We start from the raw sequence: 14,305 nt of genomic DNA on the forward strand, positions 1-14,305 counted from the left end.
CACTAGCTCAAGACAGGGGAAAGACCCGTGGCACAGGACGTGCTCACTGATCTTGCCAAGGTCCGCAACATCGGGATCATGGCCCACATCGACGCGGGCAAGACCACGACGACTGAGCGGATCCTCTTCTACACGGGGATCAGCTACAAGATCGGCGAGGTGCACGACGGCGCTGCCGTGATGGACTGGATGGAGCAGGAGCAGGAGCGCGGCATCACGATCACGTCGGCCGCGACGACCTGCTACTGGAAGAACCACCAGATCAACCTGATCGACACGCCTGGCCACGTCGACTTCACCGTCGAGGTCGAGCGCAACCTGCGCGTCCTCGACGGCGCCGTTGCCGTCTTCGACGGCAAGGAAGGCGTCGAGCCGCAGTCCGAGCAGGTCTGGCGGCAGGCGACCAAGTACGACGTCCCTCGCATCTGCTTCGTCAACAAGATGGACAAGCTCGGCGCGGACTTCTACTTCACGATCAAGACGATCCAGGACCGGCTGGCCGCCAAGCCGCTGCCGCTCCAGATCCCGATCGGTGCCGAGAGCGACTTCATCGGCGTCGTCGACCTGATCGAGATGCGCGCGCTCACCTGGCGCGGCGAAGTCCAGAAGGGCGAGGACTACGCCATCGAGGAGATCCCCGCGGATCTGCTCGAGAAGGCCCAGGAGTTCCGCGAGCAGCTGCTCGAGGCCGTCGCCGAGACCGACGACGACCTGACCGAGAAGTTCTTCGAGAACGGCGACCTGTCGGTCGAGGAGATCAAGGCCGGCCTGCGCAAGATCGTGGCCGCGGGTACCGCGTACCCGATCCTGTGCGGCTCCGCGTTCAAGAACAAGGGCGTCCAGCCCATGCTCGACGCGGTCATCGACTACCTGCCGTCGCCGCTCGACCTCCCGCCGGTCGAGGGCACGCTGCAGGACGGCGAGACGGTCGTGAAGCGCAGCCCTTCGAGCGACGAGCCGTTCTCGGCTCTGGCGTTCAAGATCGCCGTGCACCCGTTCTTCGGCAAGCTGACCTACATCCGGGTGTACTCGGGCAAGGTCGCTGCGGGCACCCAGGTCGTCAACGCGACCAAGGACCGCAAGGAGCGCATCGGGAAGATCTTCCAGATGCACGCCAACAAGGAGAACCCGGTCACCGAGGCCATCGCGGGCCACATCTACGCCGTGATCGGTCTGAAGGACACCACGACCGGTGAGACCTTGTGCGACCCGGCACACCCGATCGTGCTCGAGTCGATGACCTTCCCCGAGCCCGTCATCCAGGTGGCCATCGAGCCCAAGACGAAGGCGGACCAGGAGAAGCTCGGCACCGCGATCCAGAAGCTGGCCGAGGAGGACCCGACGTTCCGGGTCAACCTCGACCAGGAGACGGGCCAGACCATCATCGCCGGCATGGGCGAGCTCCACCTGGACATCCTGGTGGACCGCATGCGCCGCGAGTTCAAGGTCGAGGCCAACATCGGCAAGCCTCAGGTGGCGTACCGGGAGACCATCCGCAAGGCGGTGGAGAAGTACTCCTACACCCACAAGAAGCAGACCGGTGGCTCCGGCCAGTTCGCGAAGGTGCTCGTCACCGTCGAGCCGCTGGAGAAGAAGGAAGACGGCGCGCTCTACGAGTTCGTCAACGCCGTCACCGGTGGTCGCATCCCCCGCGAGTACATCCCGTCGGTCGACGCGGGTGCGCAGGACGCGCTGCAGTACGGCGTGCTGGCGGGTTACCCGCTGGTCGGCGTGAAGGTGACGCTGCTCGACGGCGCCTACCACGAGGTCGACTCCTCGGAAATGGCGTTCAAGATCGCTGGTTCGATGGCCCTCAAGGAAGCCGCCCGTCAGGCGTCTCCCGCGATCCTCGAACCGCTGATGGCCGTCGAGGTCACGACGCCCGAGGAGTACATGGGCGACGTGATCGGCGACCTGAACTCCCGCCGTGGCCAGATCCAGGCCATGGAGGAGCGCAGCGGTATCCGTGTCGTCAAGGCACTGGTCCCGCTGTCGGAAATGTTCGGGTACGTGGGTGACCTGCGGTCCAAGACCCAGGGTCGTGCCAACTACTCGATGGTGTTCGACTCCTACGCCGAGGTGCCCGCAAGCGTCTCGAAGGAGATCATCGCGAAGGCGACCGGGGAGTAACTCCCCACCGGAGCACCGCAGTTCCACCGCGGGCTCTCCGGGGGTGAATCCCTGGGGTCCGCTACTTTCAGACCCTGACGTGTAAGTCCGGCGGGTGGCCACAGATGCCCGCCGGACCAGCAAAAAAGAAGTCCAGGAGGACAATCCAGTGGCCAAGGCGAAGTTCGAGCGGACGAAGCCGCACGTCAACATCGGCACCATCGGTCACATCGACCATGGCAAGACCACGCTGACCGCGGCGATCTCCAAGGTTCTGCACGACGCGTACCCCGATGTGAACGCCTCGTTCGCGTTCGACCAGATCGACAAGGCGCCGGAAGAGAAGCAGCGCGGCATCACGATCTCGATCGCGCACATCGAGTACCAGACGGAGAACCGTCACTACGCGCACGTCGACTGCCCCGGGCACGCCGACTACATCAAGAACATGATCACCGGTGCGGCGCAGATGGACGGCGCCATCCTCGTGGTCGCGGCGACCGACGGTCCCATGCCGCAGACGAAGGAGCACGTCCTCCTGGCCCGCCAGGTCGGCGTCCCCTACATCGTCGTCGCCCTGAACAAGGCCGACATGGTGGACGACGAGGAGATCCTGGAGCTCGTCGAGCTCGAGGTCCGCGAGCTGCTCTCCGAGTACGAGTTCCCGGGCGACGACCTGCCGGTCGTGCGCGTCTCGGCGCTGAAGGCGCTCGAGGGCGACGAGCAGTGGGGCAAGTCCGTCCTCGAGCTCATGGCCGCCGTCGACACGGCGATCCCGGAGCCGGAGCGCGACACCGAGAAGCCGTTCCTCATGCCCGTCGAGGACGTCTTCACGATCACCGGCCGCGGCACCGTGGTGACCGGTCGCATCGAGCGCGGCATCATCAACGTCAACTCGGAAATCGAGATCGTTGGTATCAAGGAGACGTCGAAGAAGACGACGGTCACCTCGATCGAGATGTTCAAGAAGTTCCTCGACGAGGGCCGCGCGGGCGACAACGCCGCGCTGCTGCTCCGCGGCATCAAGCGCGAGGAGGTGGAGCGCGGCATGGTCATCGTGAAGCCGGGCACCACGACCCCGCACACCGAGTTCACCGCGCAGGTCTACATCCTGTCGAAGGACGAGGGTGGCCGCCACACGCCGTTCTTCAACAACTACCGTCCCCAGTTCTACTTCCGGACGACGGACGTGACCGGCGTTGTGACGCTGCCCGAGGGCACCGAGATGGTCATGCCGGGTGACACCACCGGCATGGACGTCAAGCTCATCCAGCCGATCGCCATGGACGAGGGCCTCCGCTTCGCGATCCGCGAGGGTGGCCGCACCGTCGGCGCCGGCTCGGTCACCAAGATCCTCAAGTGACCTAGCTCGACCCAGTTCGGCGACAGGCCGGGTCAACGATCTTCGTTGGCCCGGCCTTCGTCGTTCGTGCGCACGAGTGTGCGTCAGCTCACCCCGAAATCTTCTGGAGGAGCGGGAGCGGACCCGTTCGGGGGATTCCGTTGCCGGACAACGCAACCGGTCCGCCCGTCGGTCCACACGCGACAGATGTGGCGGCTCACCGGCCAAGATCCGGACGTGATCTGGCTCCAACTCACCCACCCCGATTTGGATCGCCTCGTTCCCGTGTGGCATCCTTTACGGGTTGCTCGATGAAGGGCCGGGTTCGCCTTGTGCGTGCCCGTGTATTTCGATCGAGCGTCCGCGCCCTGTTAGTGAACGCCTCCTTGCGGAGATGGGCATCAGGGTGCATGGGCTGTGTGGTAGGCCCAATCCCACCGGGGAGACCTTGAGTGGGACCGGTATGCGCACCGGGCGCGACACGCCCGACCGCGTGGACCGGGCACCATGACACTTCAACAGGGGCGGAGCGCGCCAAGAGGCTGTAAAAGGCCTCATCCGAGGCACCGCCCGCAGCGGTTACGAGAAGCAGAGGAACGGCAAGCCATTATGGCGGGACAAAAGATCCGCATCCGGCTCAAGGCCTACGACCACGAAGCGATCGACGCGTCTGCGCGCAAGATCGTGGAGACCGTGACGCGCACCGGCGCTCGGGTCGTCGGACCTGTGCCGCTGCCCACTGAGAAGAACGTGTACTGCGTCATCCGCTCGCCGCACAAGTACAAGGACTCGCGCGAGCACTTCGAGATGCGCACGCACAAGCGGCTGATCGACATCCTCGACCCGACGCCGAAGACGGTGGACGCGCTCATGCGCATCGACCTGCCGGCCAGCGTCGACGTCAACATCCAGTAAGCGTTGGGCGCGGAGAGTAACGGACCAATGTCTGACAGGCAGATGAAGGGCATCCTGGGCACCAAGCTCGGCATGACTCAGGTCTTCGACGAGAACAACCGGGTCGTCCCGGTGACCGTCGTCAGGGCTGAGCCCAATGTCGTGACCCAGGTTCGCACCGAAGAGAAGGACGGCTACACCGCCGTCCAGCTGGCGGCCGGCGCGATTGACCCGCGCAAGGTCAACAAGCCCGTCGCGGGCCACTTCGCCAAGGCCGGGGTCACGCCCCGTCGCCACCTGGTGGAGCTGCGCACGGCGGACGCCGGCGAGTACACGGTCGGCCAGGAGATCACCGCTGAGGTGTTCGAGGCCGGCGCTGTTGTCGACATCACCGGCACCAGCAAGGGCAAGGGCACCGCGGGTGTCATGAAGCGCCACAACTTCCGGGGCCTCGGCTCCAGCCACGGCACCCAGCGCAAGCACCGCTCGCCGGGTTCCATCGGTGGCTGTGCCACTCCGGGTCGCGTCTTCAAGGGTCTGCGCATGGCTGGCCGCATGGGCCACGAGCGCGTCACGACCCAGAACCTGAAGGTGCACAAGATCGACGTGGAGAACGGGCTGCTGCTCATCAAGGGCGCGGTTCCCGGTCCCAAGGGCGGTCTCGTGTTCGTCAAGACTGCTGCGAAGGGCGGTGCCTGATGTCGACTGTTGAGATCCGCACCCCGGACGGCAAGACCGCGGGCTCCGTCGAGCTCCCGGCTTCCGTCTTCGACGCGCAGGCCAACGTCGCGCTGCTCCACCAGGTCGTCGTGGCCCAGCAGGCCGCCGCGCGCCAGGGCACGCACTCGACGAAGACCCGCGGCGAGGTGTCCGGCGGTGGCAAGAAGCCTTACCGCCAGAAGGGCACCGGCCGTGCCCGCCAGGGTTCGACGCGTGCGCCGCAGTTCGCCGGCGGTGGCGTCGTCCACGGCCCGCAGCCGCGTGACTACTCGCAGCGGACGCCCAAGAAGATGAAGGCCGCCGCTCTGCGTGGCGCCCTGTCCGACCGGGCCCGCGCCAACCAGGTCCACGTCGTGTCCGGCCTGGTGGACGGGGACACCCCGTCGACCAAGACCGCGCGCAAGGTCCTGGAGTCGGTCACCCAGGCTCGTCGCGTTCTCGTGGTGCTCAACCGCACCGACGAGGTCGCGTGGGTCAGCGTGCGCAACCTGCAGCACGTCCACGTGATCGCGCCGGACCAGCTCAACACCTACGACGTGCTCGTCAACGACGACGTGGTGTTCACCAAGGACTCGCTCGACGTGTTCCTCGCCAGCAAGGCCCAGCAGGGTCGCGGCTCGGCTGAGGCGACGGCGACGGCCGTGGACGAGGAGGGTTCCAAGTGATCCCCGACCACAGGGACATCTTGCTCGCGCCGGTGATCTCCGAGAAGTCCTACGGGCTCCTCGAGGAGAACAAGTACACCTTCTTGGTGGCGCCGGGTTCGAACAAGACCCAGATCAAGATTGCCGTGGAGAAGGTCTTCGGCGTCAAGGTCGTCAGCGTCAACACCATCAACCGCCAGGGCAAGCGCAAGCGGACCAAGAGCGGTTTCGGCAAGCGCAAGGACACGAAGCGCGCGATCGTCACGCTGTCTGCCGACAGCAAGTCGATCGAGATCTTCGGCGGCCCTGCCGCCTGATGACGAGGACTGCGTAGAGATGGGCATTCGCAAGTACAAGCCGACGACGCCTGGTCGTCGCGGTGCGAGCGTCTCCGACTTCGCCGAGATCACTCGGTCGACTCCGGAGAAGTCGCTGATCCGCCCGCTGCACAAGCTGGGTGGACGCAACGCGTCGGGCAAGATCACCACGCGTCACAAGGGCGGCGGTCACAAGCGGGCTTACCGCCTGATCGACTTCCGTCGCAACGACAAGGACGGCGTGCCGGCCAAGGTCGCTCACATCGAGTACGACCCCAACCGCACCGCTCGCATCGCGCTGCTGCACTACGCGGACGGCGAGAAGCGCTACATCATCGCCCCGGAGAAGCTCAAGCAGGGTGACACGGTTGAGAACGGCCCCAAGGCCGACATCAAGCCGGGCAACAACCTGCCGCTGCGCAACATCCCGGTCGGTTCCGTGATCCACGCGATCGAGCTCCGCCCCGGTGGCGGCGCGAAGATCGCCCGCTCCGCCGGTGCCTCGGTGCAGCTCGTGGCGAAGGACGGCCCGTACGCCCAGCTGCGGATGCCTTCGGGCGAGATCCGCAACGTGGACGTGCGCTGCCGCGCCACGCTCGGCGAGGTCGGCAACAAGGAGCACCAGAACATCAACTGGGGCAAGGCCGGCCGCATGCGGTGGAAGGGCAAGAAGCCCACCGTCCGCGGTGTCGCCATGAACCCGGTTGACCACCCGCATGGTGGTGGTGAAGGTAAGACCTCCGGTGGTCGCCACCCGGTCAACCCGGCTGGTAAGCCCGAAGGCCGTACCCGCCGCCGTAAGCCAAGCGACAAGCTCATCGTCCGGCGTCGTCGCACCGGTAAGAAGCGCTGAGCAGGGAGGGAGTGAAGGATGCCTCGCAGCCTTAAGAAGGGTCCCTTCGTCGACGACCACCTGCTCAAGAAGGTGGACGTTCAGAACGAAGCGGGCAAGAAGACCGTCATCAAGACGTGGTCCCGCCGGTCCACGATCATCCCGGACATGCTGGGCCACACCATCGCGGTGCACGACGGCCGTAAGCACGTCCCGGTGTTCGTGACCGAGGCGATGGTCGGGCACAAGCTGGGCGAGTTCGCCCCGACCCGCACCTTCAAGGGTCACATCAAGGACGACCGGAAGTCTCGTCGCCGCTAGGCGTCGAACTGAGAAGAGCAAGGGAAAAGCAGCGATGAACGCCCGTAAGGACGCTGAGGCAGCGGAGTTTCCGCGCGCCGTGGCTCGGGCTCGCTACGTCCGCGACACCCCCATGAAGGTCCGTCGCGTCGTCGAGCTCATCAAGGGTCGTAACGCAAGCGAGGCCCTGGCCGTGCTCCAGTTCGCGCCCCAGGCAGCTTCTGAGCCGGTCGCGAAGGTGCTCGCCAGCGCCATGGCCAACGCCGAGAACAACCTGTCCCTGGACCCGTCCACCCTATGGGTGTCGGCGGCGTTCGTGGACGAGGGTCCGACCCTCAAGCGTTTCCGCCCGCGTGCCCAGGGCCGCGCGTACCGGATCCGCAAGCGGACGAGCCACATCACCATCGAGGTGGAGTCTCGTCCCAAGAAGACCAGCGTGAAGGGAACGCGGTAGTGGGCCAGAAGATCAACCCGCACGGCTTCCGGCTGGGGATCACCACCGACTGGAAGTCCCGCTGGTACGCAGACAAGCAGTACGCCGAGTACGTGGCGGAGGACGTCAAGATCCGCCGCCTGCTCAGCAAGGGCATGGAGCGTGCCGGCATCTCCAAGGTGGAGATCGAGCGGACCCGTGACCGGGTGCGCGTCGACATCCACACCGCCCGGCCGGGCATCGTCATCGGCCGTCGTGGTGCCGAGGCGGACCGCATCCGCGGTGAGCTCGAGAAGCTCACCAAGAAGCAGGTCCAGCTGAACATCCTCGAGGTCAAGAGCCCCGAGTCGGACGCGCAGCTCGTGGCACAGGGTGTCGCCGAGCAGCTGTCCAACCGCGTCGCCTTCCGGCGCGCGATGCGCAAGGCCATCCAGTCGGCCATGCGTTCGCCGCAGGTCAAGGGCATCCGCGTGCAGTGCGGCGGTCGCCTCGGCGGCGCCGAGATGTCCCGCTCGGAGCACTACCGCGACGGCCGCGTGCCGCTGCACACGCTCCGCGCCAACATCGACTACGGCTTCTTCGAGGCCCGCACCACGTTCGGCCGTATCGGCGTGAAGGTGTGGATCTACAAGGGCGACATCGTCGGTGGCATCTCGGCCAAGCGCGCGCTCGACGCGGCCCCGGCTCAGGGAGCCGACCGCGCCCCGCGCCGCGACCGCAACGAGCGTCCGAACCGTGCCCGTCGCTCCGGTGCCAGCGGCACCACCGCGACGAGCACCGAGGCCGGCCGCGCCGCCGCTGACGCCACGGCGTCGGCCGAGGCCCCGGCTTCTGCAGAGAAGACGGAGAGCTGAGCCATGCTCATCCCTCGTAGGGTCAAGCACCGCAAGCAGCACCACCCCAAGCGGTCGGGTGCTGCCAAGGGCGGCACGAAGGTCACCTTCGGTGAGTACGGCATCCAGGCTCTCGAGCCCGCCTACGTCACCAACAGGCAGATCGAGTCCGCTCGTATCGCCATCACGCGCCACATCCGTCGTGGCGGCAAGGTCTGGATCAACATCTTCCCGGACCGTCCGCTGACGAAGAAGCCGGCCGAGACCCGCATGGGTTCCGGTAAGGGTTCGCCGGAGTGGTGGGTGGCCAACGTCAAGCCGGGCCGCGTCCTCTTCGAGATGGCGTTCCCGAACGAGCAGGTCGCTCGCGAGGCGCTCCGCCGCGCGATCCACAAGCTCCCGATGAAGTGCCGCATCGTTACGCGTGAGGGTGGTGAGTTCTGATGGCAGCGGGTACCACCGCTTCCGAGCTGCGTGAGCTCACCGAGGAAGAGCTCGTGCTGCGTCTGAAGGAATCGAAGGAAGAGCTGTTCAACCTTCGTTTTCAGATGGCCACGGGCCAGCTCGACAACAACCGGCGTCTGCGCACGGTCCGGCATGACATTGCCCGGATCTACACCGTGATGCGGGAGCGGGAGCTCGGGCTCTCCATCACGCCGGATTCCACTGGTGAGGGTGCGGCATGACCGAAAGCAACGAAGTCCAGACCGAGAAGCGCAACGACCGCAAGGTCCGCGAGGGCCTCGTCGTGTCCGACAAGATGGACAAGACGATCGTCGTGGCGCTCGAGGACCGCAAGAAGCACCCGCGTTACTCCAAGATCATGCGCTCCACCACCAAGGTGAAGGTGCACGACGAGGAGAACGCGGCGGGCATCGGCGACCGCGTCCTGCTCATGGAGACCCGGCCCCTGTCGGCGACCAAGCGCTGGCGGCTCGTCGAGATCCTCGAGAAGGCCAAGTAAGTCCTTTCTAGACAGACCGAGCCCGTCGGGTCGGAAATCCGGCGGGCCAGGAATGGTCAGGAGCAAGTAAGTGATTCAGCAGGAGTCGCGACTTCGTGTCGCCGACAACACCGGTGCGAAGGAAATCCTTTGCATCCGTGTTCTCGGTGGTTCGGGTCGCCGCTACGCGGGCATCGGCGACATCATCGTCGCGACCGTCAAGGACGCGATCCCCGGTGCCGGTGTGAAGAAGGGTGACGTCGTCAAGGCCGTCATCGTCCGCACCGTCAAGGAGCGTCGCCGTCCGGATGGCTCGTACATCCGCTTCGACGAGAACGCCGCCGTGCTCATCAAGAACGACAACGAGCCCCGCGGTACCCGCATCTTCGGCCCGGTCGGCCGCGAGCTGCGCGACAAGAAGTTCATGAAGATCATCTCGCTGGCTCCGGAGGTGCTCTGACCATGAAGGTGAAGAAGGGCGACACGGTCGTCGTCATCGCCGGCAAGGACAAGGGCGCGAAGGGCAAGGTCATCCAGGCCTACCCGGAGACCGGCAAGGTCCTGGTCGAGGGCGTCAACCGGATCAAGAAGCACACCAAGATCACGCAGACCCAGCGGGGCGCGCAGTCTGGTGGCATCGTGACCCAGGAAGCTCCGATCAACGTCTCCAACGTGATGGTGGTCGACTCGGACGGCAAGCCGTCCCGCGTTGGTTACCGGACGAACGACGAGGGCAAGCGGGTCCGCATTTCCCGTCGTAACGGGAAGGACATCTGATCATGACCACCGCAGAGAAGATCATCCCGCGGCTCAAGACGCGCTACCGCGACGAGGTGAAGGGCGAGCTGCTCAAGCAGTTCAACTTCGCCAACGTGATGCAGATCCCGGGCGTCGTGAAGGTCGTCGTCAACATGGGTGTCGGCGACGCCGCCCGTGACGGCAAGCTGATCGAGGGGGCCGTCAAGGACCTCTCGATCATCACCGGCCAGCGCCCCGAGGTCCGTCGGGCCCGCAAGTCCATCGCGCAGTTCAAGCTGCGTGAAGGCATGCCGATCGGCGCGCGCGTCACGCTGCGCGGCGACCGCATGTGGGAGTTCCTCGACCGTCTGCTGACGATCGCGCTGCCCCGTATCCGCGACTTCCGCGGCCTCTCGGGCAAGCAGTTCGACGGCAACGGCAACTACACGTTCGGTCTGAACGAGCAGTCGATGTTCCACGAGATCGACCCGGACGCTATCGACCGGCCTCGCGGCATGGACATCACCGTCGTCACCACCGCCACGAACGACGAGGAGGGCCGGGCGCTGCTGAAGCACCTGGGCTTCCCGTTCAAGGAGAACTGACTCGATGGCCAAGAAGGCGTTGATCAACAAGGCCGCGAAGAAGCCGAAGTTCAAGGTCCGGGGTTACACCCGGTGCCAGCGTTGCGGCCGCCCCCACGCGGTGTTCCGCAAGTTCGGCCTCTGCCGGATCTGCCTGCGCGAGATGGCTCACCGCGGTGAGCTGCCTGGCGTGAGCAAGTCCAGCTGGTAATTCCAAGCTTCATTACTTCGCTGTAGGCCCGCACACGACCGTCCAGTCCCTCCCTCCGGGGAGGGCTGGTCTGGACCCTGAGCCGGTGAACCGCAGCGAGAAAGGTTGACCAGGTCACCATGACGATGACCGATCCCATCGCAGACATGCTCACTCGTCTGCGGAACGCGAACTCGGCTTACCACGACAAGGTCGTGATGCCGCACTCCAAGATCAAGGCGAACATCGCCGAGATCCTCAAGCGCGAGGGCTACATCGCCTCGTACCGCGACGAGGACGGCGACGTGGCCAAGAACTTGGTCGTCGAGCTGAAGTACGGCCCGAACCGTGAGCGCAGCATCGCCGGCCTCCGCCGCGTGTCCAAGCCCGGTCTGCGCGTGTACGCGAAGTCCACCGGCCTGCCCCGAGTTCTCGGTGGCCTGGGCGTGGCGATCATTTCGACCTCTGGTGGTCTCATGACCGACCGCCAGGCCAACAAGGCAGGCGTGGGCGGAGAAGTCCTCGCCTACGTTTGGTAAGGGGGAGTAGACATGTCGCGCATCGGTAAGCAGCCGATCATTGTCCCCTCCGGGGTCGACGTGAACATCGCCGGTCAGGACGTCAGCATCAAGGGCCCCAAGGGTGTCCTGACGCTGTCGCTCGCTGAGCCGATCATCGTCGAGAAGGCCGAGGACGGCACTCTCGAGGTCAAGCGCCCGAACGACGAGCGCCGCAACCGCGCGCTCCACGGCCTGTCGCGCACTCTCGTGCACAACATGGTCGTCGGCGTGACCCAGGGCTACGAAAAGAAGATGGAAATCCACGGCGTCGGTTACCGCGTCGCGCTCAAGGGCTCTGAGCTCGAGTTCGCGCTCGGTTACTCGCACCCCGTCAAGGTGGAGGCCCCCGCGGGCATCACCTTCGCGGTCGAGACCCCGACCCGGTTCTCCGTCTCGGGTATCGACAAGCAGCTGGTCGGTGAGGTTGCCGCCAACATCCGCAAGCTGCGCAAGCCCGACCCGTACAAGGGCAAGGGCGTTCGTTACTCGGGCGAGAAGATCCGTCGCAAGGTCGGAAAGACGGGTAAGTGACATGAGCGAGTCGACTGTTACGAAGCGCAAGCCGGTGGGCAAGGACATCTCCACCAGGCGTCGTGTTGCGAAGGCCCGTCGCCACTTCCGCCTCCGCAAGAAGGTCAACGGCACCGCCGAGCGTCCGCGCCTGGCCGTGCACCGTTCGTCGAAGCACATCACCGTGCAGATCATCGACGACCTGAAGGGCCACACGATCGCGTCCGCTTCCTCCATGGAGGCCGACGTCCGTGCCCTGGACGGCGACAAGAAGGCCCGTGCGGCCAAGGTCGGCCAGCTGGCCGCGGCCCGCGCCAAGGACGCCGGCGTCACGGCGGTCGTGTTCGACCGCGGTGGCAACGCGTACCACGGCCGGATCGCTGCTCTGGCGGATGCCGCTCGCGAGGCGGGGCTGGAGTTCTGACAATGATCATTTCTGGAATTGAGAGGGACGCCTGATGCCAGGACGTACGCGTCGCGAAGGCGGCGGGGGCGAGCGCGGAGAGCGCCGCGACCGTCGTGACGGCGGCCGCGGCGGCGCGGCCCAGGAGAAGACCCCCCACCTCGAGCGCGTGGTTGCGATCAACCGCGTCTCCAAGGTGGTCAAGGGTGGTCGTCGCTTCAGCTTCACCGCGCTCGTCGTGGTGGGTGACGGCGACGGCATGGTCGGCGTCGGTTACGGCAAGGCCAAGGAAGTTCCCGCGGCCATCGCCAAGGGTGTCGAGGAAGCGAAGAAGAACTTCTTCCGCGTTCCCCGCATCGCCGGCACCATCCCCCACCCGGTCCAGGGTGAGAAGGCCGCTGGTGTGGTCCTGCTGCGTCCGGCCTCGGCCGGTACCGGTGTCATCGCGGGTGGCGCTGTCCGCGCCGTCCTCGAGTGCGCCGGCGTGCACGACGTGCTGTCGAAGTCGCTCGGCTCCGACAACGCGATCAACATCGTGCACGCGACCGTGGCGGCCCTCAAGGGTCTGCAGCGTCCGGAAGAGGTCGCGGCCCGTCGTGGCCTGCCCCTCGAGGACGTGGCTCCCGCCGGCATGATCCGCGCTCGCGCGGGCCAGGGGGTCTGATCATGGCTCAGCTGAAGATCACCCAGGTCCGCAGCACCATCGGTACCAAGCACAACCACCGCGAGTCGATGCGCACCCTCGGGCTGCGCAAGATCCGCCAGTCGGTCGTGCGTGAGGACACCCCCCAGGTTCTCGGCCTGATCAACGCCGTGCGCCACCTGGTGGTTGTCGAGGAGGTCCAGTCGTGACCATCAAGATTCACGATCTGCGTCCGGCCCCCGGAGCCAAGACCGCCAAGACCCGCGTCGGTCGTGGTGAGGGCTCCAAGGGCAAGACCGCCGGCCGCGGTACGAAGGGCACGGGCGCTCGCAAGAACGTCTCGCCGCGCTTCGAAGGTGGCCAGATGCCGCTGCACATGCGGCTCCCGAAGCTCAAGGGCTTCAAGAACCCGTTCCGCACCGAGTACCAGGTCGTGAACGTCTCCGCCATCGCTGCCTCGTTCCCCGAGGGCGGTTCGGTCGACGTCGCGGCTCTGGTCCTGGCGGGCCTCGTCCGCAAGGGCAAGCTCGTCAAGGTGCTGGGCGACGGCGACGTCAGCGTCAAGCTGGACGTCACCGCTGACAAGTTCTCCAAGTCCGCTGTGGAGAAGCTGGCCGCTGCTGGTGGGTCGACCACCATCGCGTCCTGATGTTCTGACACCGGAACTCGTTGAAGGGCCCCGAGGCTTCTGCCTCGGGGCCCTTCGGCGTCGAGCGGTCAGGTTCAGCAGTTGAAGCGGCGCTCCTCCGAGATCGCGCGCCTCGGGTTGGCGCTGCCCTCGTACCACTGGACGAGCGTGCGGTAGGAGTAGTGGCCCGTTCCCGAGCAGTTGTACGACGCGACCGCGCTGCCGGGGCCGTTGTAGTGGGCCTCGGCGTAGATCTCCCAGCTCCAGCCGAAGCGCTGGACGAAGACGTCGACGCTCTGCTTGCAGTCGCCCCAGCCCTTGCCGTGCACCCAGCCCCCGCCCGAGGTGGGGGCGTCGGCGTTGTGGCAGGCCAGGACCGAAGCGGGGATGGAGTCCACCGTCGTGGCGCCGGCCGGTGCGCTCAGGAGCGCCATCGCGGCACCAGTGGCCAGGGCGAGTGAAGCGAGACGACGAATCATGACTGACTCTCCTTTTTTCGGGTCGCCAACAACGTGAATGGGCGAGAGTTGAAGTCGAACGAGCGCGCCTGAACCCCACTGGTGCGCGCATTGTTGCGCGCACGAGCGGATTACTGGTTCTGGTGCGAAAATGTGCGGAGCAGGGCCTGGCCCATGCGCGTGCGACGACGCGCCACAGGCCCTCGCACCCGGCTCACCGGCCT

24 protein-coding genes are annotated in these 14,305 nt (G+C 66.0%); 23 read left to right on the plus strand and 1 reads right to left on the minus strand.

Annotated features, from left to right (window positions below; genetic code table 11):
• The first annotated feature begins 27 nt into the window (after window positions 1-27).
• The 23 genes from fusA to rplO all read left to right on the plus strand — a co-directional run bounded on the left by fusA (window position 28) and on the right by rplO (window position 13,644).
• Complete coding sequence (gene fusA, locus IE307_RS13235) at window positions 28-2,130, plus strand: elongation factor G (protein WP_191298182.1); 2,103 nt, start codon at window positions 28-30, stop codon at window positions 2,128-2,130.
• 148 nt (window positions 2,131-2,278) lie between these two features.
• A complete protein-coding gene (gene tuf / locus IE307_RS13240; RefSeq protein ID WP_189160157.1) occupies window positions 2,279-3,472 on the plus strand; it encodes an elongation factor Tu in 1,194 nt (397 codons plus the stop codon).
• Window positions 3,473-4,060: 588 nt separating this feature from the next.
• Complete coding sequence (gene rpsJ, locus IE307_RS13245; protein WP_003938093.1) at window positions 4,061-4,366, plus strand: 30S ribosomal protein S10; 306 nt, start codon at window positions 4,061-4,063, stop codon at window positions 4,364-4,366.
• Between the two features lie 27 nt (window positions 4,367-4,393).
• A complete protein-coding gene (gene rplC / locus IE307_RS13250) occupies window positions 4,394-5,044 on the plus strand; it encodes a 50S ribosomal protein L3 (RefSeq protein WP_191298183.1) in 651 nt (216 codons plus the stop codon).
• Window positions 5,044-5,730, plus strand: a complete 687-nt coding sequence (rplD, locus tag IE307_RS13255; protein ID WP_191298184.1) for a 50S ribosomal protein L4 — start codon at window positions 5,044-5,046, stop codon at window positions 5,728-5,730. The genes rplC and rplD overlap by 1 nt, the downstream gene beginning before the upstream one ends.
• Window positions 5,727-6,026 carry a 50S ribosomal protein L23 gene (gene rplW / locus IE307_RS13260; protein ID WP_090065868.1) on the plus strand — a complete coding sequence of 100 codons (300 nt, stop codon included), beginning with the start codon at window positions 5,727-5,729 and terminating at the stop codon, window positions 6,024-6,026. Before rplD ends, rplW begins: the two co-directional genes overlap by 4 nt.
• A 19-nt stretch (window positions 6,027-6,045) precedes the next feature.
• Complete coding sequence (gene rplB, locus IE307_RS13265) at window positions 6,046-6,879, plus strand: 50S ribosomal protein L2 (RefSeq protein WP_089949047.1); 834 nt, start codon at window positions 6,046-6,048, stop codon at window positions 6,877-6,879.
• Between the two features lie 18 nt (window positions 6,880-6,897).
• Entirely contained in the window at window positions 6,898-7,179 is a 282-nt protein-coding gene (gene rpsS / locus IE307_RS13270) for a 30S ribosomal protein S19 (RefSeq protein ID WP_030478300.1), read from the plus strand.
• A 34-nt stretch (window positions 7,180-7,213) separates the two neighbouring features.
• Window positions 7,214-7,612, plus strand: a complete 399-nt coding sequence (gene rplV, locus IE307_RS13275) for a 50S ribosomal protein L22 (protein WP_191298185.1) — start codon at window positions 7,214-7,216, stop codon at window positions 7,610-7,612.
• Complete coding sequence (gene rpsC / locus IE307_RS13280) at window positions 7,612-8,445, plus strand: 30S ribosomal protein S3 (RefSeq protein ID WP_053733145.1); 834 nt, start codon at window positions 7,612-7,614, stop codon at window positions 8,443-8,445. Before rplV ends, rpsC begins: the two co-directional genes overlap by 1 nt.
• A 3-nt stretch (window positions 8,446-8,448) precedes the next feature.
• Complete coding sequence (gene rplP, locus IE307_RS13285) at window positions 8,449-8,868, plus strand: 50S ribosomal protein L16 (protein WP_030473461.1); 420 nt, start codon at window positions 8,449-8,451, stop codon at window positions 8,866-8,868.
• Window positions 8,868-9,110: a 50S ribosomal protein L29 gene (rpmC, locus tag IE307_RS13290; protein ID WP_191298186.1), complete on the plus strand. Its 243-nt coding sequence runs from the start codon at window positions 8,868-8,870 to the stop codon at window positions 9,108-9,110. The genes rplP and rpmC overlap by 1 nt, the downstream gene beginning before the upstream one ends.
• Window positions 9,107-9,388: a 30S ribosomal protein S17 gene (rpsQ, locus tag IE307_RS13295; RefSeq protein WP_065915974.1), complete on the plus strand. Its 282-nt coding sequence runs from the start codon at window positions 9,107-9,109 to the stop codon at window positions 9,386-9,388. The genes rpmC and rpsQ overlap by 4 nt, the downstream gene beginning before the upstream one ends.
• 70 nt (window positions 9,389-9,458) lie before the next feature.
• Entirely contained in the window at window positions 9,459-9,827 is a 369-nt protein-coding gene (gene rplN / locus IE307_RS13300; RefSeq protein ID WP_030478306.1) for a 50S ribosomal protein L14, read from the plus strand.
• 2 nt (window positions 9,828-9,829) lie between these two features.
• Window positions 9,830-10,144 (plus strand): 50S ribosomal protein L24, encoded by a 315-nt coding sequence (rplX, locus tag IE307_RS13305; protein ID WP_189160162.1) that lies wholly within the window; start codon window positions 9,830-9,832, stop codon window positions 10,142-10,144.
• 2 nt (window positions 10,145-10,146) lie between these two features.
• The gene (gene rplE / locus IE307_RS13310; RefSeq protein ID WP_191298187.1) at window positions 10,147-10,710 is read left to right on the plus strand and encodes a 50S ribosomal protein L5; all 564 of its coding nucleotides are present in this window, start codon (window positions 10,147-10,149) and stop codon (window positions 10,708-10,710) included.
• A 4-nt stretch (window positions 10,711-10,714) separates the two neighbouring features.
• The gene (locus IE307_RS13315; protein ID WP_030473455.1) at window positions 10,715-10,900 is read left to right on the plus strand and encodes a type Z 30S ribosomal protein S14; all 186 of its coding nucleotides are present in this window, start codon (window positions 10,715-10,717) and stop codon (window positions 10,898-10,900) included.
• Window positions 10,901-11,019: 119 nt separating this feature from the next.
• A complete protein-coding gene (gene rpsH, locus IE307_RS13320) occupies window positions 11,020-11,418 on the plus strand; it encodes a 30S ribosomal protein S8 (RefSeq protein WP_191298188.1) in 399 nt (132 codons plus the stop codon).
• 12 nt (window positions 11,419-11,430) lie between these two features.
• Entirely contained in the window at window positions 11,431-11,970 is a 540-nt protein-coding gene (rplF, locus tag IE307_RS13325; protein ID WP_191298189.1) for a 50S ribosomal protein L6, read from the plus strand.
• 1 nt (window position 11,971) lies between these two features.
• Window positions 11,972-12,373 carry a 50S ribosomal protein L18 gene (rplR, locus tag IE307_RS13330; RefSeq protein ID WP_090015388.1) on the plus strand — a complete coding sequence of 134 codons (402 nt, stop codon included), beginning with the start codon at window positions 11,972-11,974 and terminating at the stop codon, window positions 12,371-12,373.
• A gap of 34 nt (window positions 12,374-12,407) precedes the next feature.
• Window positions 12,408-13,016 (plus strand): 30S ribosomal protein S5, encoded by a 609-nt coding sequence (rpsE, locus tag IE307_RS13335; RefSeq protein ID WP_030473451.1) that lies wholly within the window; start codon window positions 12,408-12,410, stop codon window positions 13,014-13,016.
• A 2-nt stretch (window positions 13,017-13,018) separates the two neighbouring features.
• On the plus strand, window positions 13,019-13,204 hold the full coding sequence (gene rpmD / locus IE307_RS13340) for a 50S ribosomal protein L30 (protein WP_090094710.1): 186 nt from the start codon (window positions 13,019-13,021) through the stop codon (window positions 13,202-13,204).
• Window positions 13,201-13,644: a 50S ribosomal protein L15 gene (gene rplO, locus IE307_RS13345; RefSeq protein WP_191298190.1), complete on the plus strand. Its 444-nt coding sequence runs from the start codon at window positions 13,201-13,203 to the stop codon at window positions 13,642-13,644. Before rpmD ends, rplO begins: the two co-directional genes overlap by 4 nt.
• A 74-nt stretch (window positions 13,645-13,718) precedes the next feature.
• Here the strand turns inward: rplO and IE307_RS13350 are convergent, their stop codons facing one another.
• Window positions 13,719-14,102, minus strand: a complete 384-nt coding sequence (locus tag IE307_RS13350) for a hypothetical protein (protein ID WP_191298191.1) — start codon at window positions 14,100-14,102, stop codon at window positions 13,719-13,721.
• Window positions 14,103-14,305: the final 203 nt, after the last annotated feature.

It is taken from the genome of Lentzea cavernae (assembly GCF_014653695.1).
GTDB lineage: Bacteria > Actinomycetota > Actinomycetes > Mycobacteriales > Pseudonocardiaceae > Lentzea > Lentzea cavernae.